The following is a 21456-nucleotide window of genomic DNA, read 5'->3' as shown; positions in this document are numbered from 1 at the left end:
GGTTCAGGCCCCCAGATAGCTGTCGATCACGGCCTGATTGCCGGCAAGTTCCTTGCTCGCCCCCTCGAACGCGATCTGCCCGCGGTCGAGCACATAAGCGCGGCTCGTCGCTTCGAGCGCGCGGTGCGCGTTCTGTTCGACCAGCAGCACCGTCAGCCCCTCGGCGTTCAGCTTCTTGAGCGCATCGAACACCTGATCGGTAATCAACGGCGACAGGCCCAGCGACGGCTCGTCGAGCAGGAGCAGATGCGGCCCGCCCATCAGCGCGCGCCCGATGGCGAGCATCTGCTGCTGACCGCCCGACAGGGTGCCCGCGATCTGGTCGCGGCGTTCTTCGAGCACCGGGAACAGCTCATACACATGGTCGAGCGTGTAGATCGTGTTGCGCTTGCCGCGTGCGATCAGGCCGACCTGAAGGTTTTCGTAAACGCTCATGTCGCCCAGAACCTGCCGCCCCTCGGGGACGTGCAAAAGCCCGGCGCGCGACACGGCATGGGGTGACATGCTTTTGGTTTCGCGCCCCTCGAACACGATCTCGCCGGACTTGCGCTTGACCACGTTGGACAGCGCGTTCAACAGCGTCGACTTCCCGGCCCCGTTGGAGCCGATCAGCGCGACCATCTCGCCCTGTTCGACATGCATCGACACGCCGCGCAATGCCTTCACCCCGCCATAGGAGACGTGCAGATCGGAGATTGTGAGTGTCGTCATGTCAGTGCCCCGATGTCCCGATATAGGCCGCGACCACCTGCGGGTCGCGCACCACCGCTTCCGGCTCGCCCGAGGCGATCATGCGCCCCGAATCCAGAACGTAAACCTTCTTGCACAGCCGCGTCACGAAACCGACGTTGTGTTCGATGAGCAAAAGCCCCATGCCGCTGTCGGCCAGTTCGCGAAAGATCGTGGCCAGCTCGTCGCTTTCCACATCGTTCATGCCCGCAACGGGTTCGTCGAGCAGCACGATGTCGGGCTCGGCGGCGATGGCGCGCATCATTTCGACCCGGCGCTGGTGGCCATAGGCAAGGTTTCCCGCCTCGAATTCCGCGAACTCCTCCATCCGGAAACGTCTGAGCAGCGCCCATGCCTTTTCCTCGAACCGCTGGGTGTCGCGCCGCGCCGACGGCAGGCCGAGGATCTGGCTCAGAATGCCCGCCTCTTCGCGCCGGTGGAACCCGATCAGCACGTTCTCGAGGACGGTCGCTTCGGGCAGAAGCCGGATGTTCTGGAACGTCCGCGCCACGCCCTTGCGCGCCACGATGTCGGCGCGGTCGGTGGCGACGCTGACCCCATCGACGGTGATGTCGCCCTCGGTCAGGGCAAGCACGCCCGAGATCATGTTGACCACGGTGGACTTGCCCGCCCCGTTCGGGCCGATCAGCCCGGTGATTTCGCCCGGCGGCACCTCCATCGACACCTTGTCGACCGCTTTCAGGCCGCCGAAATGCTTGGCCACGTTTTCGAGTTTAAGAGACGGCATCGCGGGCCTCCTTTTCGCTCGCGCGTTGCTGTTGCTGGCGCGCCTGCTTGCGGCGGCGGAACCAGAACACGATCTCGTCGCCGACGCCGTTGGGCAGGAAGGTGATGACGAGGATCAGGATCACCCCGTTCACGGCCTGCCGGTACTCGGCCAGGGGCCGCGCGATTTCCGGCAGGATCGCCATGATGAGCGCGCCCATGATCGGGCCGAGCAGCGTGGTGCGCCCGCCCAGGATCACCACCGTCAGCACGTTGACGATGAAGGCGAAGCCGTAGTTATGCGGCTCGATCTGGAAGGTATAAAGGCTTTGCAGCCCACCGAAGAGGCCCCCGACCGCGCCCGAGATGATGAAGGCGATGATGTGATACTTGCCGATGTTCACACCCAGCGACGAGGCGACGCTTTCTTCCTGCCTCAGCGCATTGAACACCCGCCCCATGCCGGAGCGTCCGATGTTCCACATCACGTACATGGTCAGGCCGACGACGATCAGCAGAATCCATGTGTTCACCTCGCGCGGGATGCCGACGATGCCGAGCGCGCCGCCAGTGAACCCCTCGCCGTAGAGCAGAAGCGACAGGATGATCTGCACGAAGGCCAGTGTCGCGATGGCCTGAAACGCGCCGCGCAGGCGGGCGAGCGGCAGCGCCAAGAGGCCCCCGACCGCAGCGGCCAGCGCGGTGCCGAGGATGACGGTCAGGAAGATCGGCACGCCGGTCTTGGTGGCAAGGATCGCCACGCAGTACGACCCGAGCGCCGCGAACCCCGCCGTCGCGATGGAGAACACACCGGCCCGCAGCGCGATCTGCTGGCTGTAGCCGAAGCCGACCGACAACAGGAAAAAGTCGATGATCGGCTGATAGGCGTAATAGAACTGGATCATTGGCGCGTCCCCCCGGCGACGGCATTGATGTCACCGAACAACCCGTTGGGCCGCACGAGAAGCACAAGGAACAAAAGGCCGAAGATGATCGCATCGGTCAGCCCCGATGGCAGATAGGCCACCGCCAGCGATTGCGTGACCCCCAGAAGGAGCGACGCGACAATGGCCCCCTGAACGCTGCCCAGCCCCCCGATCACGACGACCACGAAGGCGCGCAGCATGTAGGGCTCGCCCATCAGGAACTGGATCGAGTTGAACAGAAGGCCGATCAGAACCCCGGCCAGACCGGCGAGCGCGCCGGCGATGAAGAAGGTCTGCAAATAGACGCTTTGCGCGTTCACGCCCAGAAGCGCGGCGGCGCGTTCGTTGGTCGCGACCGCGCGGACCTGCCGCCCGAAGGTGGTCTTTCTGAGGTAAAAGATCAGCGCGGCGACCAGCACCGCCACCACGGCGAGGATCACGATCTGCAACAACGAGATGCGCAGACCGAACAGGTCGTAGAACTTGATCGGAAACGTGCCGAACGGAAAGTTCAGCACCTGCGTCTTCGACACCTGCTGCGCGATGGAGACGAGGATCAGGTCCACCCCGATGGATGAGACGAGCGCGGGAAACTCGGCATTGCCCCGGTTGCGCAGCGTTCGGAACGCGATCAGGTCGATCAGGATCGCGATCAGGCCGGTCGCGAGCATCGAGAACCCGATGGCCAGCAGGAACGGCAGACCGCTGATCGTGCAGTAATAAGCGATGAAGGCGCCCGCCATGAACGTGGCGCCATGCGCGAAATTGAGCAGCTTCTGAACGCCGAAAATCAGCGTGAAGCCAAGGGAGAACAGCGCATAGACCGAGCCCGAGACAAGGCCGTTCAGGATTTGCTGTGAAAGCATGTGATCCACCCAGATTGCGGGGCCGGACCCCGATGAACGTGGTGCCGGGGGCGAACGGGCGCCCCCGGCATCGTGCAAGGTGTTATTCGGGCGCGACCGTGAAGGCGCCGTCTTTGACCTGAAGAACCTTCATGCCGAAATAGGGCACACGCTCTTCGTCGTAGCTGTAGGTATGCGTGCCGACGACCACCGGGATGTCCTTCTGCTCGCCAAGCGCCTGACGCACGCCGTCACGGGTCAGGTTGCCCGCTTCGGCGGCATCGCGCACCGCATGGGCCACGACCTGCATGCCCGAGTATCCCATGGCGTTCCATTCGTCCGCCGGGAAGCCCATCTTCGCCTCGAAGCTCTCGGCGAAGGCGGACGAGAAGTCGTCGTCGCCGCCCGGCACCCAGGCCCCGATCAGGTAGACGTCCTCGACAGCCGCACCGCCCTTTTCGATGAAGGTCGGCGAGGCGAAGGCGTTGTGGCCGAGGATCGGCGTGGACGGGTCCAGCCCGGCCTGCTTGAGTTGCAGGATGATGTTGGCCCCCTGCGCGGCGGGCGTGCCGATGAACACGCAATCCTGATCCGAGGTCGCGATCTTGGTGGCGAGCGCCGAGAAATCGCTGTCGGCCAGCGCCACGCCGTCCTGTGACACGATCTCGACCCCGGCTTCGGTGATCAGGCTTTCATACATGCGCTGAAGCGCAACGTAGGCCTCGTTGTCCTTCACGCCGATGATGGCGCAGCGTTCCAGACCCAGCGTTTCGGCGGTGTAATCCGCGATGAAGGGCATGGTGATGCTGGCGGGCTGGGTCATGATGAACGACCACGGCCCGTTTTCCACCACTTCCATCGAGTTGGTGGTGGTCATCACGGGAAATTCCCGCTCGTTCGCCACGTTGGCGCCCGCCATGGCGACGGAGCCCGAGGTCGGGCCCATGACCATCAGAACGTCCTCGTCGGCGGCGAGACGGGTGATGAGCGACAGGGTCTGCGTCCGGTCGGTCGCGTCATCCTCGACCGAGAACACCATCTGGTTGCCCTCGCCGAAAAAGCCCTGTTCGTTCAGCTCTTCCGCGGCCAGCACGGCGCCGTCCGCGACGTTCTTGCCGATAAAGGCCGCACCGCCGGTCAACGACTGTAGAATCACCACTTTGTAGTCTTCTGCATGCGCGGCGACCCCTGCGAGCGTAACCGCTGCCGCACTGGTTGCCGAAAGCATAAGTGTCTTGAATTTCATGGATTCCTCCCATTTCGATGCCGTAACAATTCAATGTCTTTTTTCTTCCGAACGGATCGACGGCGTGCATCTGTTCGGGTTTTGTATGGCCGAACTGGTCATAAATATACACAACAATCAACATCAATGTGTTCACCAGCCAGTACACTTCGGCCCGAAAACCGGTCGGAATCCGCTTACGTCCCACGGCCCGGATGCGCTGAAACTCTATTTCACAGGGGCTCCGTGCGGATTTCCCTTGTATACGGTAAGCGGTGCTTCCATACTCAATGCGCACGAGGGAGGCCCATATGGACAGGACGGGAGGAGCGCACATGCTCGATTTCAAGGCATTTACGGCCGTAACCACCATTGGCGATCTGCTGCTCAGAACCGCAGCGGTCTATCCGGAAAAAGACGCGATCGTGTTCCCCGACCGCCGCCTGACCTTCACCGAATTGCAGGAAAACACCCTTCGCCGGGCGCGCGGGCTTTATGCGCTCGGCGTGCGTCCGGGCGATCACGTGGGCATCCTGCTCCCCTCCAGTCTCGAAACCGTCGAATGCTTCTTCGCCATCGCCCTGCTCGGGGCCGTCTCGGTCCCGATCAACGCGCGCTACCGGGGGGACGAACTCGGCTTCGTGGTGGAAAACGCCGACATCAAGGCCATCGTCACACAGGGCCGCGTGACCGACGGGCTGGATTTCGTCGCCCGCCTGAACGAGGCGATCCCCGCCCTGAGCGCGCAGCCCGTGAACGCCGACCTCGACCTGCCGAACATGCCCGTGCTCAAGCGCCTGATCCTGATCGGGTCCGACGAAACCCCCGGCTTCACCACCGATGCCGCGTTCCGCGAGATCGCCGAAACCGTGCCCGCCGAGACGATCGACGCCCTACGCAACCGCGTGCGGGTGCGCGACACCGCGCTCATGCTCTATACCTCGGGCACCACGTCGCATCCCAAGGGCTGCATGATTTCGCACGAAAGCCTGATCCGCACCGGGCAGGCGATGGCGAAACGCTATGACATGACCGAGGACGATGTGTTCTGGTCGCCGCTGCCGATGTATCACATCGGGGCGATGTTCCCGCTTTGCGCCGCCTATTCGGTCGGGGCCACCTATCTGTCGATGCAGTATTTCGACGGCGGCGTTGCGCTGGAAATGATCGAAGCGGAACGGGCCACCGTCACCTACCCCAGCTTCGGCACCTTCATCGGCGACATGATCTATCACCCGGATTTCGACAAGCGCGACCTGTCGTCGATCCGCATCATGAACTCGAACATGGCGATGCAGCCCGCGGCCTTCGCCAAGGCGATCCAGAACAAGATCCCGAACGCCATTCAGGTGGGCACGTTCGGCATGACCGAAACCTCGGGCACCGTGACCACGAGCTTTCCGACCGACAGCTACGAGGAACGGACCCGCCGTCTGGGCAAGCCCTTCGACGGGCTGGAGGTCAAGATCGTGCACCCGGAAACCGGCCCCTGCGGCACGGATGAGATCGGCGAAATCTGCGTGCGCGGCTATTCTGTGTTCACCGAGTATTACAAAGACCCGGAAAAGACCGCCGAGGCCAAGCGCGACGGCTGGTTCCACACCGGCGATCTGGGCGCTTTCGATGCGGGCGGCACGCTGATGTATCACGGGCGCCTGAAGGACATGCTCAAGGTCGGCGGCGAAAACGTCGCGGCGCAGGAGATCGAGGCGGTCGTCTCGGGCCACGATGCGGTCAAGTTCTGTCAGGTCGTCGGCAAGCCCGATGCGCGGCTGCAAGAGGTGCCCGTCGCCTTTGTGGAGCTCGTGCCGGGCGCCAACCCCGACCCGCAGGAGATCATCGACTTCTGCAAAGACAAGTTCTCGAGCTTCAAGGTCCCGCGCGAGGTGCACTACATCACCGAATGGCCGATGTCCTCGTCCAAGATCCAGAAGTTCAAACTGCGGGAGATGCTGGACCAATGACGGCCACACGCGACGAGGCGATCAACCTCATTCAGACGACCTATTACGACGGCATCGACTCGGGCGACATGGTGCGCGCGGCTTCGGCGCTGGCCGAGGATGTGGACTGGTCCCATGCTCAGGTCTGGGCGCATCACGGGTTCGCCCGTGCGGAGCCGTCGGGGTTTTCGTCCCGTGCCGAGGTGCAGGATTTCCTGTCGGCCCGTGTCGAACAACTGGCCGAAGCCAAAATCCGGCACCGGATCGACACGCTCGTCTATGAGGACGGCAAAGGCGCGTTTCTTGGGCTGGTCGAAGGGCCGGGTGGCGAAACCAAGCCCTTCTTCGTCTGGTTCGAAATCGCGAACGGCAAGATCAGCCGCTACACGCTTCGGCCGCTCTGAGCGCCCGGCTCAGTCCTCGGGCGCCAGCGTCACCTTGATCCCGTCCAGATCGTCCGACATCTCGATCTGGCAGGACAGGCGCGAATTCTCCTTGTAGTGCTCGGAAAACTCGACCAGTTCGTATTCGTCCGGTTCCTGTGCGCCGATCTTGTCCATCCAGTCGGGATCGACATAGACATGGCAGGTGGCGCAGGAACACATGCCGCCGCAGATCGACGCGATGTCCAGCCCGCCGTTGTCGCGCAGGTTCACCATCAGCGATAGGCCGTTCTCGGCCTCGATGACTTTTTCGGTCCCGTCGCGGTCGGTGGCGTTGATCTTGGGCATGTGGTCCTCCGTGTTACCGGGTCAGAGTATTGTATCCAGATAATGCGGTCAACGCATACAATTCACAGGTCGATTCGTGCGGTTTGCCCGTCCCACCCTGCACAGGTCGTCTCGATCTTGTCGAAGAACCTGAGCAATCCGGGGCTGGGCTGAACCAGCTCCAGCACCCGCCCCCGGTTGTCCGGGTCCGTGTCCATATAGGCGAACGGGATTTTGGCCTTGGTCATGCCGCCTTGCAAGACATCCACGCCCCGCGCGGCCCAGGCCGCAATGTCGGCCTCGAGGTCGTCGGTCAGCGCGCAGACGTGATGCAGCCCGCCTCCGGTCGCCTCCAGAAACTCGGTGAAGGTCGACGCGCCACCCCCGGTTTGCTGAATGATTTCGATCTGCATCCCGTCATGGCTGGCGATCGCGACGCGGGTTTCGGCATCGCAGGGCGCCCCCCGGAACGTCACCGTATCATAAGGCACCGTGCCGGTGACGAAGAACGGGCCGACACCCATCACGCGGGTCCAATGATCCACCTCGGCGTCGAGATCGTGAACCACGTATCCAAGCTGCATGATCTTGCCGAACCGCTGCGACATCTTCGCCCCCAAAAATACAGAACTTATGGTTTGCATATACGAGAGCGGCTGATAAAATACAAGGAACCACGGAAACGCGCGTCACCATACCCGCGAGTCGGGGAGGAGGTTGAAATGAATCCGAACGAAGTGCAGGCCATCAAGGACCAGCAGGCTTACGAATCCAAGCGCGGCGGCCCGCCCGAGGGGTTCCCGCAGCTCCCTGACATTCCCGGCGACCGCTACGTCGACCCCGAGTTCAACAAGCTCGAGATCGAGCGCATGTGGCACAAGTCCTGGGTCTACGCGATCCACTCCGACGAGGTGCCCGAGGTCGGCTCTTACGTCCAGTGGACCCGCCTTGGCGAGCCGCTGTTCTTCATTCGCGGCGAGGACAACGAGGTTCGCTGCTTCTACAACACCTGCCGCCATCGCGGTGCGCCGGTCGTGACCGAGGAAAACGGCAAGTCGCGCGGCGTGACCTGCAAATACCACGGCTGGACCTACAACACGCGCGGCGAGCTGATTAACCTGCGCGACCGCCGCGATTTCGTCGATCTGGATATGTCGTGCCGGGGTCTTATTCAGGTCCGCTGCGAAAACATCGGCAACCTGTATTTCGTGAACCTCGACCCCGAGGCCGAGCCGCTGCGCGACTATCTTGGACCGGCGGCGCGCGATCTGGACGAGGTGAAGCCCGAGACGCTCATCCTTGTCGACAAGCAGGCGATCAAGGTGAACTGCAACGTGAAGATCCTTCTGGATGCCTTCATGGAAACCTATCACCTGAAATCGATCCACCAGAATACGGTCGACCGCTTCCTCGACCATCGCGGCACGGCGATCACGCTGTGGGACAAGGGCCACAGCCGGATGGTCACGCCCTACAAGCGCGAAGGCTGGAAAGACCCCGGCGTCAAAGGCCTGCCCGAAGTCGAAGGCGTCGATCCGTTCTTCGAGAACACGAACTACTCGCTCTTCGCCTATCCGAACTTCGTCTCGCCCGTCGCGCCCGCCGGTATCCCGGTGCTGTGCTTCTGGCCGGACTCGATCGACACCATGACCATCGAAGTGCACTGGTTCGCCCCCTCTTGGGGTGACGGCGAGCGGCCCGAGCGGTGGGACATGCGGATCAAGAACTTCGTCGACATCTTGGACGAAGACCTGCAATTCGCGGACAAGATCCAGAAGTCGGTCGAAAGCGCGGGCCTGCGCGGCTTCCCCCTGAACTATCAGGAGCGGCGCATTTACCACTGGCACGCCGAGTTGGACAAACGGATCGGCGAGGCGGACGTGCCGGAACACATGCGCGTGCCCGACAAGCTGGGCGATTGGATCACCGAGGTCGACCTGACCTCGGCCAAAGCCTCCGAGCCCGCCGAAAGCTGACGCACCCCATGTCCGTCCAGCCAGATCAGCCGCCGGTTCTTGCCGAGCGGAAGGGGGCGGTTTGCGTCATCACGCTGAACCGCCCGCACGTCTCGAACGCGATGAACGCGGAAGGGTCTTACCTCGTCGACCGCTACGTGCGCGAGGCCGAGGCCGACCCCGAGGTCGGCGCGATCATCCTGACCGCCGCCGGGGACAAGGCGTTCTGCGCGGGCATGGACCTGAAGGAAGCCGCCGAGCGCGGCGCGGGTCACGGGCTGGTGCCGGGCGCGGGCTTCTGCGGCGTGACCGAACGGGTGATCGAAAAACCCGTGATCGGCGCCATCAACGGCGCGGCCGTCGCGGGCGGGCTGGAAATCTCGCTCGCCTGCGATTGCCTCATCGCCGCCGAAGGCGTGCTCTTCGGCCTGCCTGAGGTCAAACGCGGCATGGTCGCCTTCACCGGCGGCGTGCAGCGACTGGCCCAGCAACTCCCCCGTCAGATCGGGATGGAGATCATCACCTGCGGCACCCTCTTCCCCGCCGAACGGCTGTATGACCTTGGCGTCGTGAACCGGGTCGTCCCGCAGGAGCGGCTGATGGACGAGGCGCTGGCGTTCACGAACACCATGCTCGCCAATTCGTGGAAGGCGATCCGCTTCGGCAAGGCGCTGTTCAACGATGCGCAGAACGAACCGCTCCCCGCTGCGATCAACCGGGGCCACGCCAATGCAGACAGGCTGATGCGTTCCGAGGACAGCCGCGAAGGCATCGCGGCCTATGCCGAGAAACGCGACGCAAATTTCCGGAGGACAGAATGACCGATCAGGCACCGCAGAAACCGAACTGGGGCCTCACGCCCGAGGAACTGGCGACGCACAAGACGATTTTCGCCCCCGACCTGCTGGAAGGGCAGCGGTTCCTCATCACCGGCGGCTCGCAGGGCATGGGCAAGGCGATGGCGTTCCTATGCGCCCGGCTCGGCGCCAAGGTGATGATCTGCGGGCGGCGCGAGGAATTGCTGCAAGAGACCCAGAAACAGGCGAAAGACCTGATCGGGGCGGACATCCATTACCGCCCCATGTCGATCCGCGACGAGGATCAGGTGGACGCGCTTCTGGATGAGACGTTCGAGGAATTCGGCGGTCTGGATACGCTCGTGAACAACGCGGGCGGGCAGTATCCGCAGAACGCCATCGACTTTTCCCGCAAGGGCTGGAAATCGGTCATCGACCTGAACCTCAACGGCACGTGGTGGATGATGCAGGGCGCGGCGCAACGCTGGCGCGACCGGGGCGAGCCGGGGCATGTGGTGTCCAACGTCGCCCATGTCGAACGCGGGATGCCGCAGGCCGCGCATACCTGTGCGGCGCGCGCGGGCGTGATCTACCTGACCCGGACCGTGGCGACCGAATGGGGGCCGTTGGGCATCCGCGTGAACTGTGTCGCCCCCGGCGCCATCGCGACCGAAGGTCTGTCGAACTACCCGCCCGAAGCGACCCAGCGGTTCAACAACGTGAACCCGATGTTCCGCATGGGCGATAGCTGGGACGTGGCCGAAGGCGTCGTCTACCTCTCCGCCCCGTCGGGCGATTTCATCACCGGCGAGGTGCTGACCATCGACGGCGGGATGCGGATGTGGGGCGTCGTCTGGCCCGCGGGCGTGCCCGAGCAGTTCCAGAAATACTAAGGGATCGCGGCGCCGGGGCCTCCCGCCTCGGCGCCGTGCCGTTCAGTCGCGCGGGATCAGCGACATGACCGCCTTGGTCACCCCGCCATCGACGACCAGCTCGTGCCCGTTGATGTAACTCGCACCGTCGCTGTCCAGCCACATCACCGCCTGCGCGATGTCGTCCTCGCGGCCCAGACGGCGCGACGGAACCGCGCTCGACCGCAGCTTGCGCGCCGCGTCGTTCTTGTAGATGCCCGTCGACATGCCGCCGTCGATCATCCCCGGCGCGACCGCATTGATACGCACGCCCGACGGCCCCCACTCCTGCGCCATAAGCTCGGTCAGTCCGGCCAGCCCGCGCTTGGCCGGGACATAGGCATTCACGCCCGGCGAGGTCGCGATGCCCGCCGTCGAGGTCACGTTGACGATATGGCCCGACCCGCGTTCCACCATGCCCTTGGCCACCAGCCGCGCCATGGTGAACGCGCCGGTCAGGTTGATCGCGATGGTCCTGGCGAAGCTCTCGGTCGTCGTTTCGAGCAGCGGGGCGAACTGAACGATCCCCGCGTTGTTGACCAGAAGGTCGGGCACCGCGCCCAGATCGTCCAGCGCGCGGATCAGGCTCGCCTCGTCCGTCACGTCGCCGATAAAGCTGCGCCACGGCACGTCTTTCGGCGTGGTCAGGTCGATGACCGCGACCTCGTATCCCCGGTCATGCGCCTCCCGCGCGATGGCGGCGCCCAATCCGGCGGCCCCTCCCGTAATCAGTGCCAAAGGCATTGGACGTTTCCTCCCGTATACAGTAGACTACTCATTGAAACACAAACTCCTGACGGGGGGAAGCGCGATGGCAACCACGGCGCACGAAGCGCAGCGAACGGGGGAACACCGGACGCTTCTCACCCTGCTCGACCGCGCGGCGGATCGGTTCGCGGACCGCCCCGCCCTGATCGACGCGGACCATGTGCTGACATGGGCCGACGCCCGTGCCGTGCTTGCCGACGGCTCGGCCCCGGGGGATGGTCCGGTGGCCCAGACGCTCGCCGTCCTGTCCGATCTCGCCCGTGGCGAAGTGTTCCATTTCACCGACACCTCCGCCCCCCTGCCCTCGCGCACCGACATGGTGTTCGCCGCGACCCGCGCCGACGGCAGCGTCGATGCGGTCTGCCATGCCTCCGCCGACGCGGCCCATATCGGCGCGGCGATCGCGCTGCGCGAACGGTTCACGAAAGACGACCGGGTCGTGCTGGCCGCGCGCGTGACCGACCCCGGATTCTGGGCGGTTTTCGCCGCCTGCATGGCCTCCGGCGCGGCGCTGGACCTGTCGGGCGACATGGATCGGGCGACGACCGCTTGGCTTATCGACCGCGACGCCGTCGCCGCCTACACCCCCCGGCCCCACCTGAAACGCCTGCATCTCGACGCCGGCCGCGACCGGCTGGCCGAGGTCGCGGCGGCCCAGCCCGACACCCGGATCGTGAACGGGTTGTCGCTGCCCGAGACGATGGGGCTGGCCCTGTCCAGCGACCCGCGCGACCCGACCGGCACCATCACCACGACCAAGGGCCGCCCGGTCGGCGGGGTCGAGGTGATGATCGTCGACCCGCGCACGGGCATGGATGTTCTGCTCTACCAGACCGGCGAAGTCTGGCTGCGCGGCACCGGGGTGTTTCTGGGTTACGCAGGGAAACCCGGCGCGGGCTTCACCGACCGATTCTTCCGCACCGGCATTCTGGGCCATCTCGACAGCGAGGGGCGACTCGTCCTCCCGAAAGCCGAGGAAGAGGTGCTTCTGAGCGGCTGGTAGGGGGCGGAAAGCACCCCAATTCGCCCATTGCGCGATATTTTCGTATACAGAACGATCCCTCACTTGATACAATCCGCAAAAGGGAGGATCGCATGGACAAGAAAACCGATCGCACTGTCGACGTGCTCGTCATCGGCTCGGGCGGCGCGGGGCTGACCGCCGCCGCCACGGCCCGCAAAGCCGGGCTCGACGTTCTGGTGGCCGAGAAAGAGCCGGTGTTCGGCGGGACGACCGCCACATCCGGCGGCGTGATCTGGATTCCGATGAACCGCCACGCGGCCCCCTTCGGCAAGACCATCGGCGTCACCGACACGCTGGAAGATGCGCGCACCTATCTGCATATCGAGGCCGGGCAATACGTGGACGAGCCGCGCATCGACGCCTATCTCGAACATGGCCCCACCATGGTCGCGTTCATGGAGGACAACACCGAGGTCAAATTCCATTCGATGGAATTCCCCGACTATCACCCGGACGAAGACGGCGCCTCGTCGATCCGCTCGCTCGGGTCCGTCGAATACGACGCGCGCAAGATGGGGCCGCTGATGAAGACGCTGAAGGGCGAGCTTCCGCAGACCCTGTTCCTTGGCCTCGCGCTGGGGTCCTCGCTCGAAATGAAGACCTTCATGAAGGCCGGACGTTCGCCCAAAGCCATGGCTTTCGTGGCGAAACGCATGATCCGCCATTTCCGCGACGTGGCCCTGCATGGCTCGACCCAAAGCATCGTGCGTGGCCGCGCCCTGATCGCCCGGCTTGCCCGCACGCTGACCGATGACGGCGTGCCGTTCTGGCTGGAAAGCCCCGCAACCTCGCTGATCGAGGAAAACGGCCAAGTCGTCGGTGCGCGGCTCAACACCCCCGACGGCGAGGTCGAGGTGCGCGCGCGTCACGGCGTCGTGCTGGCCGGCGGCGGATATCCGCGCGACCGCGAGCGGCGGCGCGAACATCACCCCGGCGTCACCGCGACGATGGACCCGGTCCTGCCCGTCCCGATGGGCAACACCGGCGACGGCTCGCGCATGGCCGAGGCGGTCGGCGCGCGCTTTAACGGCAACCTGTCGTCAGCGGCGGCATGGATGCCCACCTCGCAGCTCCCCGGTGCGACCGATTACACCGGCGTCTGGCCGCATCTGGTGGACCGGACCAAGCCGGGGTTCCTGATGGTCACGCCGGACGGGCGGCGCTTTGCCAACGAATCGCAGAACTACCGTGACCTCGTGATCGAGATGATCGACGCGTTTGAGGAACGCGGCACCGACACCGCATGGCTCATCGCGGACCACCGCGCGGTCAAGCGTTGGGGCATCGGCTTTGTCCGCCCCTTCCCGATCCCGCGTGGGCGCTACATCAAGAACGGGTATTTGAAGCGCGGCAAGACGCTGGACGAGCTTGCCAGCATCTGCGGGATCGAGGCCGAAGAGCTGAAGGCCACCGTCGCCCGGTTCAACGGCTTCGCCAAGGCCGGACGCGACGACGAATACCAACGTGGTGCGACGCCCTATGACAAGCACCACGGCGATGACGAACACAAGCCGAACCCCGCGCTCGGCGCGTTGGAAACCGGCCCCTACTACGCCGTGCGCATCTATCCGGGCGAGATCACGTCCTACAAAGGCCTCGCCACCGACAAATACGCCCGCGTTCTGGGCCATGACGACCAGCCGATCGGCGGGCTTTACGCGGTCGGCAACGATCAGGCCAACGTGTTCGGCGGTGCCTATCCCGGCGCGGGTGGAACCATCGGGCCGGGCATGGTCTTCGCGTGGATCGCGGCCCGTCACATCGCGGAAAGCGCGGGCAAAACCCTGCCGGGGATCGCGCCGGAGGCCAGCGTCGAGGCGGCGGAGTGACCGACCCCTCCCGCACCTGCGACATCCTCGTCATCGGCACCGGCGGCGCGGCCTTCACCGCCGCGCTTGCCGCCCGCGACCGGGGGCTTTCGGTCATCATGGCCGAGAAGGCCCCGGTGTTCGGCGGCACCACCGCCACGTCGGGCGGCGGGCTGTGGGTGCCCGGCACGCACCACTCCAAATCCATCGAAGCGCAGGCGGGCGAGACCGACGACCGCGCCCGCGCCCAGCGGTATCTTGAGATCGAGAGCGGTCAGCACCTCGACCCCGCCAAGATCGACGCGTTTCTGGACGACGGCCCGCGCATGATCGACTTTCTGGAAAGCAAGACGCATGTGCGGTTCATGGCCATGCCCTTTCCCGACTATCACTCCGAGCAGGAGGGGGCATCTTCCGTTCGCTCGCTCTTCACCGTGCCTTACGACCTGCGCAACCTCGGCCCGCTGGCGGACAAGCTGAAGCGCGAGTTGCCGCAGACATCCTTCATCGGCATGACCATGCGTTCGGGCGCGGAGGTGAAGCTGTTCTTCTCGGCCACCCGATCATGGACCGCGTTCAAGCACGTCGCGAAACGCATGTCCGGCCATGCGGTCCAGATGCTGCGCTACGGCCAGTCGCAGCAGCTCACCACGGGCCGCGCCCTGATCGCGCGGCTGGCCCAAAGCGCGCACGAGGCGGGCGTCGAGATCCTGCTCGCCTCCCCCGCCACCGCGCTGATCCGCGAGGGCGAGGCGGTGACGGGTGCGATGCTGGACACGCCCGAAGGGCCGCTGCGCATCGACGCGGGCGCCGTGGTGCTGGCCGCCGGGGGTTACGCCCGCGATCCGAACCGCCGCGCCGCCGAACATCCCGCGCCGGTGAACACGCAACCGCTCGTCGCGCCGCTGCCCACCGGCAACACCGGCGACGCGGCGAACATGGCCGAAGCCGTGGGCGCGCGGTTCCAGTCGAACGCCGCCAATGCCGCCGCGTGGATGCCGGTGTCGAAACTGCCGGGGGTCGAGGATTTCACCGGGGTCTGGCCCCACCTCGTCGACCGCTACAAGCCCGGCTTCGTCATGGTGCTGCCCGATGGCCGCCGCTTCGCCAACGAATCCGCCAGTTATCACGATCTGGGGCGCGAGATGATCGCGGCCATGTCGGACCGCGGGGCCGATCACGCCTGGCTGATCGGGGACGCGCGCGCGGTGCGGCAATGGGGGATCGGCCATGTGAAGCCGTGGCCGATGCCGATGGGCCGCCATGTGCAATCGGGTTATCTTCTCATGGCCAAGACGCTCGCGGCTTTGGCAAGGAAAGCGGGCATCGACCCCGCCGCTTTGGCCGATGAAATCGCCACGTTCAACGCCCATGCCGCCAAGGGCGAAGACCCCGCGTTTCACCGGGGCCGCGCGCCCTATGATCGCTACCACGGCGACGCGACCCAGACGCCGAACCCCAGCCTGCGCCCGCTCGGCAAAGGCCCGTTCTACGCGGTCAGGGTCTATGCAGGCGAGATCGGCAATTTCAAAGGGATCGCGACCGACGAGAACGCGCAGGTGCTCGACACCTCCGACCGGGCGATCCCCGGCCTTTATGCCGTCGGCAACGACATGGCCAATGCGTTCGGCGGGGCCTATCCCGGCGGCGGCGGCACGCTGGGGCCCGGCATGACGTTTGCCTACCGGGCCGCGAACCACGCGGCGGATCGGGCGCGCGCGGGTTAACCCAGCGCGCGCTTGGCCGCGTTCGCCCCGGCCACCCGGCCAAAGATCACCGCGTTCCCGATGGATGCCCCGCCGCCCGCATAGCACGGCCCGGCAAAGCCCCCGGTCGTCTCGCCCGCCGCGAACAGCCCCGGCATCACGCGGTCGGCCTGATCCAGCACCCGCGCCTCGGCGTCGATCCTGAGGCCCGTCCCGGTCCAGCACACGATGGCGGGCCGGATGCGCACGCCGTAGAACGGCGGTGTTTCGATGGGCCGCAGATGCGCGGGGGCCTTGAAGAACGCGCTGTCCGCCCCGGCCCGTGCATCCGCCGAATACCGCTCGGCCGTCGTCACCAGCGTTTCGGGGCGCACCCCGATCCGTTCGGCAAGCTCGATCAGCGTGTCCGCCTTCACCACCGGGCCTTTCTCCGCGAATTCGGCCAGCCGGTCGGCGGCCCAGTTGGGGGCGGGATGCGCCTTGGCCTCGGCCCGCGCGGCCTCGTCGAAGATCGCGAAACACTCGCCCGCCGTCTGGGTCGAGAGAACCTCGGACAGCACGGAATATTCCGTCGCCTCGTCGATGAACCGCCGCCCTTCGTGGTTCACATGCACGACCCAGGGCGGCAGGTAGCTTTCGACGTCATGGGCGAACCCCGGCGTCATCAGAAGCAGCCCGATGTCGGGCCGCGTCAGATCGGCCCCCGCGCGACGGCCCATTTCAAGCCCGTCGCCCCGGCACTCGTCCGCGCCGATATACCATGCCAACTCGCCCTGCTTGGCGGCGGACGGATACAACTCGGCCCAGAGCCGCCGGTTGTTCCCGAACCCGCCCGAAGCGATCACGACCGCCCCCGCGCGCACCGGGTCGCCATCGACGACCACCCCGGTCACGGCGCCATCCTCGATCAGCAACTCCTGCACCCGCGTATGGGTGGCAAGGTCCACCGAACGGCCCGCAAGCGCGCCCTCCAGCACCTCGGCGAACTCGGCCCCGTGCCCCTCGGCCCGATGCCCGCGCCGGATCTTGTCGACGCCGGATACATACAGGTTTTCAAGCGGAAAATTCACGCCCAAGCCGACGAGCCATTCGAAGGTCGGGGCCGACATGTCGCAGTAGCGGCGGGCCAGAGCCGGGTCCACTTTGTATTGGTTGACGGTCATGTAGTAGTGAAACTGACTGTCCGCGTCGTCCTCGATCCCGGCCTCGCGTTGCAGCGAGGTGCCGGCGGCCCAATAGACCCCGCCCGACAGCGCGGTGGATCCGCCCGCCTTGGCCCCGGCCTCGATCAAAAGCACCCGCGCCCCCGCCTCGGTCGCCTCGATCGCGGCGGACAGACCCGCCCCGCCCGCGCCCACGATGATGACGTCATAATCGCGCTCAGACATGCGCTGGCTCCTTCCGGTCGGCCTTCATCATGTCGGCGGCTTTCTCGGCCACCATGATGATCGGCGCGTTCGTGTTGCCCGACGGCAGGCGCGGCATCATCGATCCATCCACGACGCGCAGACCCGTCATGCCGTGCACCCGCAGCCGTTCGTCCACCACCGCACCCGTCGCCGGGTCCGGCCCCATTTGACAGGTGCCGACGGGGTGCAGGTTGGCGATGGCCGCTCCGCGCAGCCACGCCTCGATTTCGGCGTCGGTGGCGTGTTCGGACCCCGGCGCGATCTCGTGTTCGACGTATCCCGACAGCGCGGGCTGGGATGCGATGTGGCGCACCAGCTTGACCGCCCGCACCATGGTGGCCCGGTCCACCGGGTCGCGGAAAAAGTTCATCTTGATCTCGGGCGGCGCGGTCGGATCGGTCGAATTCAAGCGGATCGTTCCCGTCGAGCGGGGGTCGAGATGCACCGGGCTCATGGTGAAGCCGGGGAACGGATGCGCCTTCATCCCCGATTTCGTCCGGCTGCCAACGGTCCACATATTCGTGTTGATCTGAATGTCCGGCCGATGCTTGTCGGGCGAGGATTTGGCGAAAACGCCCGCGAAAATCCCGTTCGACGCCAGCGGCCCGCGCTTCATGAGCACGTATTGCGCCCCCGCGATCACCTGTTTGATCGGGCTGTTCGCCAGTTCGTTGATCGTCACGGGTTTCTTGCAACGGAACATGAGCGAGCAATAGAAGTGGTCGCGCAGGTTCTCGCCCACCCCCATCAGGTCGTGGACCACGGGCACGCCCCGGTCCGCCAGATGTTCGCCCGGCCCGATCCCGGATTGCAGCAGGATCTGCGGCGAGCCGAACGAGCCGGCCGACAGCACCACCTCCCCCCGGTCCGACAGCGTCACGGTTTCAATCTGCCCGCGCCGCTTGTATTCCACGCCCGTCGCGCGCCGCCCGTCGGTCAGCACCCGCGTCGTCTGCGCCTCGGTGATGACGGTCAGGTTCGCGCGGCCCCGCACCGGGTTCAGATAGGCGCGCGCGGTCGAATGACGCCGCCGATCCTTGGTGGTGGTCTGGAAATACCCGGCCCCCTCCTGCCACGGCCCGTTGAAATCGGGGTTGCGCGGCAGACCGGCCTCACAGGCCGCCTCGACGATGGCATCCGCCACCTCGTTCCCGCCCGCCTGGTCCGACACGCGCAGCGGCCCGCCGGTGCCGTGCAGATCGTCGGCCCCGCGCGTGTTGTCCTCGGCCTTCTTGAAATAGGGCAGCACATCGTCCCAGCCCCAGCCGGTGTTTCCCATCTGCCGCCAGCCGTCGTAATCCTCGGGATGGCCGCGAATGTAGAGCATCCCGTTGATTGCGGAGGAGCCGCCCAGAACCTTGCCGCGCGGCTGATACATCCGGCGGTCGTTCAGTTCCGGCTCCGGCTCGGTCTCGAACATCCAGTTCACCTTGGGGTTGGTGAACAGCATCGGGTATCCCATCGGCGGCGTGATCCAGAACGCCTTGTCCTCCGGCCCGGCCTCGAGCAACAGAACACGGGCGTCTTTGATCTCCGACAGGCGGGTGGCCATGACCGCCCCGCCCGAGCCGCCCCCGACGACGATGTAATCGAACGTGCTCATGCGGCCCCCGTTATCTTGTCTATTTCGGCCAGATCGTCCTTTGTCAGCGCCCATCCGGTCGCCGCGACGTTGGCCTCGATCTGCGCGGGTTTCGTGGCCCCCGCCATGACGCTCGCCACGGTCGGGCGCGTCAGCAGCCACGAGAACGCCAGCTCCACCATCGTGCGCCCCCGCGCTTCGCAGAAGGCGGCGAGTTTCTCGGTCTTGTCCCAGTTCTCATCCGTCAGATAGCGCCCCGCCATCGTGTCCAGCTTGGCGAAACGGCTATCCTCGGGGATCGCGTCACGCTTGTATTTCCCGGTGAGCAGACCGCTCGCCAGCGGGAAATACGGCAGGAACCCGATGCCATAGGCCGCGAGCGCCGGGATCAGCGCCGTCTCGTTCTCACGCCGAAGCAGGCTCAACTCGGCCTGTGTCCCGATGAAGCGATTGGTGCCAAGCTCGCGCGCGATGTATTCCGCCTCGACCAGTTCCCACGCGGCAAGGTTGCAGCAGCCGATATAGCGCACCTTGCCCGCGCGGATCAGATCGTCCATCGCGCGCAGCGTCTCATCGATGGGCGTGTCCGGGTCGGACCAGTGAAATTGGTAGAAATCGATGTAATCGGTCTTGAGCCGGATCAGACTTTCCTCGAACGCCCGCACGATGTTCGCGCGGCTTCCGCCCTTGGACCCGTCGGGCATCGCCAGCCCCGCCTTGGTGCCCAGCACGATATCCTTGCGCCGATCCCCAAGGATTTCGCCCATCATCGTCTCGGACCCGCCGCCCTTGCCATAGACGTTCGCGGTGTCGAAGAACGTGATCCCGGCGTCGATGGCCGCGTCGATCACCGCGCGGCTGTCGTCAAGCCCGATGGTCCAGCCGAAGTTGTTGCAGCCCAGCCCGACGGTCGAGACTTTCAGCCCCGAGCGTCCAAGATTGCGGTATTCCATGACACTCTCCTCAGATGTTCACGGCCCGTCCACAGGCGGCCATCACGGCCTCTTTCATCACCTCGGAAATCGTCGGGTGCGGATAGATCGTGTCGATAATCTCGGCCTCGGTGCTTTCCAGCTCCATCGCGGTGGCGAAGCCGTGGATCAGCTCGGTCACTTCGGGGCCGGCCAGATGCGCGCCCAGAAGCTCGCCGGTGTCGGCATCGAAAATCACCTTGGCCATGCCCTGATCGTCGCCCAGAGCGATGGCCTTGCCGTTGGCCAGAAACGGGAACTTGCCGACCTTGAGGCTGCGGCCTGTTTCCTTCGCCTGCGCTTCGGTCAGCCCGATGGAGGCGACCTGCGGATCGCAATAAGTGCAGCCGGGGATGCGGTCCTTGTTCATCGGGTGCACCGCTTCGCCCGCGATAGCCTCGACACACAGCGCGGCCTCATGCTCGGCCTTGTGGGCCAGCATCGGCGCGCCGGTGATGTCACCGATGGCATAGACACCGTTAACGCTCGTGGCCCCGGCCCCGGTCGTCGGGATCAGACCCCTTTCCAGCGTGATCCCGATGCCGTCCAGCCCCAGCCCTTCGGTGTTGGCGACGACCCCGGCGGCGGAAATCACCCGCTCGACCTTCAGCGTTTCGCCGCCCTCCAGCGTCAGGGTCACGTCCTTCTTGCCCACCTTGGCGCTGTCGATCTTCGCCCCGGTGCGGAACGCGATCCCGCGTTTCTCCAGCGCCTTCTGCATGAAGGCCGACACCTCGGCATCTTCCGCAGGCAGGATGCGGTCCACCATCTCGACCACCGTCACCTCGGTCCCCATCGCGGCATAGAAGCTCGCGAATTCGACCCCGATCGCGCCGGACCCGACGATAGCCATGCTCTTCGGCGCGGCCTCGGGCTTCAGCGCCTCGAAATAGGTCCAGATGCGGTCCCCGTCCGGCTCCAGCCCCGGCAGAACGCGCGGGCGCGCGCCCGTGGCGATGATGATGTGATCCGCCGAATAGCTTCCATGCGGCTTCACCCCCTTGGGCGCGGGCACCTGCGGCTCGCACGCCGCCTTGTCCGGTTCCCCGACCTCGACCGTGCCGGGGGCGGTCAGCTTGGCCTGTCCCCAGATCACGTCCACCTTGTTCTTGCGCAGAAGCATCCCGACCCCGCCGTTCATCCGCTCGGCGATCCCGCGCGAGCGTTCGACGATGGCGGCGACGTTCGGCTTGGCCTTTCCAGACAGGTCGATCCCGAAATCGGCGGCATGGTTCATATGCGTCAGCATCTCGGCGGACCGAAGCAGCGCCTTGGTCGGGATACAGCCCCAGTTGGAGCAGATGCCGCCCAGATGTTCCCGCTCGACCACGGCGGCCTTCATCCCCAGTTGCGCGGCCCGGATCGCGGCGGTGTAGCCACCGGGGCCACCGCCGATCACGATGATGTCGTAGTCTGCCATT

The 21456-nt window shown here is 65.5% G+C and carries 20 protein-coding genes; 8 read left to right on the top strand and 12 right to left on the bottom strand.

Features of this window, described 5'->3' with window-relative positions:
* Positions 1-3: 3 nt before the first annotated feature.
* The 5 genes from HOY44_RS21360 to HOY44_RS21340 form a co-directional block, all read right to left on the bottom strand.
* The gene (locus HOY44_RS21360; RefSeq protein ID WP_287437687.1) at positions 4-711 is read right to left on the bottom strand and encodes an ABC transporter ATP-binding protein; all 708 of its coding nucleotides are present in this window, start codon (positions 709-711) and stop codon (positions 4-6) included.
* Between the two features lies 1 nt (position 712).
* The gene (locus HOY44_RS21355; RefSeq protein ID WP_138424389.1) at positions 713-1477 is read right to left on the bottom strand and encodes an ABC transporter ATP-binding protein; all 765 of its coding nucleotides are present in this window, start codon (positions 1475-1477) and stop codon (positions 713-715) included.
* Positions 1464-2360, bottom strand: a complete 897-nt coding sequence (locus HOY44_RS21350) for a branched-chain amino acid ABC transporter permease (RefSeq protein ID WP_287437685.1) — start codon at positions 2358-2360, stop codon at positions 1464-1466. The genes HOY44_RS21355 and HOY44_RS21350 overlap by 14 nt, the downstream gene beginning before the upstream one ends.
* A complete protein-coding gene (locus tag HOY44_RS21345) occupies positions 2357-3247 on the bottom strand; it encodes a branched-chain amino acid ABC transporter permease (protein ID WP_008327578.1) in 891 nt (296 codons plus the stop codon). The genes HOY44_RS21350 and HOY44_RS21345 overlap by 4 nt, the downstream gene beginning before the upstream one ends.
* An 82-nt stretch (positions 3248-3329) precedes the next feature.
* Positions 3330-4472 (bottom strand): ABC transporter substrate-binding protein, encoded by a 1143-nt coding sequence (locus HOY44_RS21340; RefSeq protein WP_138424386.1) that lies wholly within the window; start codon positions 4470-4472, stop codon positions 3330-3332.
* Between the two features lie 314 nt (positions 4473-4786).
* Here HOY44_RS21340 and HOY44_RS21335 point away from each other — a divergent pair, with 314 nt between their 5' ends.
* Both HOY44_RS21335 and HOY44_RS21330 read left to right on the top strand, forming a co-directional pair.
* Positions 4787-6415, top strand: coding sequence for a class I adenylate-forming enzyme family protein (locus HOY44_RS21335; protein ID WP_138424385.1), 1629 nt, complete (start codon positions 4787-4789; stop codon positions 6413-6415).
* Positions 6412-6798 carry a nuclear transport factor 2 family protein gene (locus HOY44_RS21330; RefSeq protein ID WP_287437680.1) on the top strand — a complete coding sequence of 129 codons (387 nt, stop codon included), beginning with the start codon at positions 6412-6414 and terminating at the stop codon, positions 6796-6798. The genes HOY44_RS21335 and HOY44_RS21330 overlap by 4 nt, the downstream gene beginning before the upstream one ends.
* 9 nt (positions 6799-6807) lie before the next feature.
* Here HOY44_RS21330 and HOY44_RS21325 read toward each other — a convergent pair whose 3' ends face one another.
* Both HOY44_RS21325 and HOY44_RS21320 read right to left on the bottom strand, forming a co-directional pair.
* Positions 6808-7125, bottom strand: a complete 318-nt coding sequence (locus HOY44_RS21325; RefSeq protein WP_008327595.1) for a 2Fe-2S iron-sulfur cluster-binding protein — start codon at positions 7123-7125, stop codon at positions 6808-6810.
* Between the two features lie 62 nt (positions 7126-7187).
* Positions 7188-7712, bottom strand: coding sequence for a VOC family protein (locus HOY44_RS21320; RefSeq protein ID WP_287437677.1), 525 nt, complete (start codon positions 7710-7712; stop codon positions 7188-7190).
* A gap of 114 nt (positions 7713-7826) precedes the next feature.
* Here HOY44_RS21320 and HOY44_RS21315 point away from each other — a divergent pair, with 114 nt between their 5' ends.
* From HOY44_RS21315 to HOY44_RS21305, 3 genes are read left to right on the top strand one after another with little or no spacing between them, the layout of a single operon-like run.
* A complete protein-coding gene (locus HOY44_RS21315) occupies positions 7827-9080 on the top strand; it encodes an aromatic ring-hydroxylating oxygenase subunit alpha (RefSeq protein ID WP_287437674.1) in 1254 nt (417 codons plus the stop codon).
* 8 nt (positions 9081-9088) lie between these two features.
* Positions 9089-9880 carry an enoyl-CoA hydratase/isomerase family protein gene (locus HOY44_RS21310; RefSeq protein ID WP_287437672.1) on the top strand — a complete coding sequence of 264 codons (792 nt, stop codon included), beginning with the start codon at positions 9089-9091 and terminating at the stop codon, positions 9878-9880.
* On the top strand, positions 9877-10749 hold the full coding sequence (locus HOY44_RS21305; protein WP_008327601.1) for an SDR family oxidoreductase: 873 nt from the start codon (positions 9877-9879) through the stop codon (positions 10747-10749). The genes HOY44_RS21310 and HOY44_RS21305 overlap by 4 nt, the downstream gene beginning before the upstream one ends.
* A 42-nt stretch (positions 10750-10791) precedes the next feature.
* Here HOY44_RS21305 and HOY44_RS21300 read toward each other — a convergent pair whose 3' ends face one another.
* Positions 10792-11511 (bottom strand): SDR family NAD(P)-dependent oxidoreductase, encoded by a 720-nt coding sequence (locus HOY44_RS21300; protein WP_287437669.1) that lies wholly within the window; start codon positions 11509-11511, stop codon positions 10792-10794.
* A gap of 67 nt (positions 11512-11578) precedes the next feature.
* Here HOY44_RS21300 and HOY44_RS21295 point away from each other — a divergent pair, with 67 nt between their 5' ends.
* From HOY44_RS21295 to HOY44_RS21285, 3 genes are all read left to right on the top strand, one after another.
* Positions 11579-12538, top strand: coding sequence for an AMP-binding protein (locus HOY44_RS21295; protein ID WP_287437667.1), 960 nt, complete (start codon positions 11579-11581; stop codon positions 12536-12538).
* A 92-nt stretch (positions 12539-12630) separates the two neighbouring features.
* Positions 12631-14388, top strand: coding sequence for an FAD-dependent oxidoreductase (locus HOY44_RS21290; RefSeq protein ID WP_287437664.1), 1758 nt, complete (start codon positions 12631-12633; stop codon positions 14386-14388).
* The gene (locus HOY44_RS21285; protein ID WP_287437662.1) at positions 14385-16094 is read left to right on the top strand and encodes an FAD-dependent oxidoreductase; all 1710 of its coding nucleotides are present in this window, start codon (positions 14385-14387) and stop codon (positions 16092-16094) included. The genes HOY44_RS21290 and HOY44_RS21285 overlap by 4 nt, the downstream gene beginning before the upstream one ends.
* Here HOY44_RS21285 and HOY44_RS21280 read toward each other — a convergent pair.
* The 4 genes from HOY44_RS21280 to lpdA are packed head-to-tail and all read right to left on the bottom strand — an operon-like array spanning position 16091 to position 21455.
* On the bottom strand, positions 16091-17461 hold the full coding sequence (locus HOY44_RS21280) for an FAD-dependent oxidoreductase (RefSeq protein WP_287437660.1): 1371 nt from the start codon (positions 17459-17461) through the stop codon (positions 16091-16093). The genes HOY44_RS21285 and HOY44_RS21280 overlap by 4 nt on opposite strands.
* A complete protein-coding gene (locus HOY44_RS21275; protein ID WP_287437658.1) occupies positions 17454-19085 on the bottom strand; it encodes a GMC family oxidoreductase in 1632 nt (543 codons plus the stop codon). Before HOY44_RS21275 ends, HOY44_RS21280 begins: the two co-directional genes overlap by 8 nt.
* Complete coding sequence (locus HOY44_RS21270) at positions 19082-20017, bottom strand: aldo/keto reductase (RefSeq protein ID WP_287437656.1); 936 nt, start codon at positions 20015-20017, stop codon at positions 19082-19084. The genes HOY44_RS21275 and HOY44_RS21270 overlap by 4 nt, the downstream gene beginning before the upstream one ends.
* Positions 20018-20027: 10 nt before the next feature.
* Positions 20028-21455, bottom strand: coding sequence for a dihydrolipoyl dehydrogenase (gene lpdA / locus HOY44_RS21265; RefSeq protein WP_287437654.1), 1428 nt, complete (start codon positions 21453-21455; stop codon positions 20028-20030).
* Position 21456 lies beyond the last annotated feature (1 nt).

Source organism: Maritimibacter sp., from assembly GCF_016774595.1.
Classification (GTDB): Bacteria; Pseudomonadota; Alphaproteobacteria; order Rhodobacterales; family Rhodobacteraceae; genus Maritimibacter; species Maritimibacter alkaliphilus.
The sequence above is the reverse complement of the archived record's forward strand: the minus strand, read 5'-3'. Positions and strand labels throughout refer to the sequence as shown.